At 73.7% G+C, this 1563-nt stretch carries 1 protein-coding gene; it reads left to right on the forward strand.

Annotation, left to right across the window (positions count from 1 at the left end; genetic code table 11):
• Positions 1-56 precede the first annotated feature (56 nt).
• The coding region (locus tag ACR9ZG_RS18785) for an alpha-amylase family glycosyl hydrolase (RefSeq protein ID WP_481286363.1) at positions 57-1563 on the forward strand (1507 nt) is incomplete at its 3' end.

Consider the following 1563-nt stretch of genomic DNA (forward strand, 5'->3'; position numbering starts at 1 on the left):
CCCGCCGACGCCGCGCCCGCCGACGCCCCGCGCACCCCCGCCGCCGGAGGCCGCCCATGACCGCCCGCGGCGTCGACCTCCTCGTCTACGCCGACCGCCTCGGCGGCGACCTCGGGCGGCTGCGGGAGCTGCTCGACGGCCCGTTCCGCGACTTCGCGGGGGTGCACATCCTGCCGTTCTTCGTCCCCTTCGACGGCGCCGACGCCGGCTTCGACCCCATCGATCACGGCACCGTCGATCCCCGCCTCGGCACCTGGGAGGACGTGCGCGCCATCGCCGCGAGCCGTCCGGGCGGCCGGGAGGTCACCGCCGACCTGATCGTCAACCACGTGTCCAGCGAGTCGGCCGAGTTCGTCGACTGGCTCGCCCGCGGCGACGAGTCGCCGCACGACGGCATGTTCCTCACCTTCGACACCGTCTTCCCCGAGGGTGCGGACGAGCACGACATCACGGCGTTCTACCGCCCGCGCCCCGGCCTCCCCTTCACCGCCTACCGCATGGCGGACGGCCGGCGCCGGCTGGTCTGGACCACCTTCATGCCGTCGCAGGTCGACCTCGACGTGCACAACGAGCGCGCCCGCGACTACCTGCGCCGCATCCTGGCCGCCCTGCGCGCGGGCGGCGTCACCACCGTGCGGCTCGACGCGGTCGGGTACGCCGTCAAGACGCCGGGCAGCGACTCCTTCATGACCGCCGAGACGCTCGCGTTCGTGCGCGAGATCGTCGCCATCGCGCGCGAGGCCGGCCTGCGCGTGCTGGTGGAGGTGCACGCCCACTACTCCCAGCAGCTCGCCATCACGCCGCTCGTCGACCTGGTGTACGACTTCGCGCTCGCCCCGCTGCTGCTGCACAGCCTGGGCACCGGGACGGCCGACCGCCTCCTGGAGTGGTTCCGCATCCGCCCGCAGAACGCCGTCACCGTGCTCGACACCCACGACGGCATCGGCATCATCGACGCCGGACCGAGCGGCGACAGGGCCGGGCTCATCGACCAGGCCGAGATGGCCGCGATCTTCGAGCGCGCCGCGGTCGCGACCGGCGGGCACTCGACGATCGCGTCGGTCATCCCGGCGTGGATGAGCCTCCCGCACCAGATCAACGCCACCTTCTTCAGCGCGCTCGGCGCCGACGCGACGGCGTACCTGCTGGCCCGCGCGGTGCAGCTCTGGCTTCCGGGTCAGCCGCAGCTGTACTACGTCGGCCTGCTCGGCGGGCTGGACGATGTCGAGCTCTTCCGGCGCACCGGCCAGGGCCGCGACGTCAACCGCCACGCCTACACGCCGGAGGAGCTGGAGGCCGCGCTCGCGAGCGAGGTCACCCGCGCCCAGCTCGCGCTGGTCCGGCTGCGCTCTACGCACCCGGCCTTCGGCGGTGCGTTCGGTTACCGTAGCCTGGGCGACGCGGGCGTGGAGCTCGAGTGGAGGCTCGGCGACGAGCGCGCCGCCCTCACCGTCGCGTTCGCCCCCGCCCCCTCGTTCCGCATCGAGCTCGACGGCGCCGCCGGCCCCCTCCGGATCGACTCCGTCGCCGCCCTCGCGGCGCCCCTGTCTCTTATACACATCT

It is taken from the genome of Leifsonia sp. KNZ12-8B (assembly GCF_056755495.1).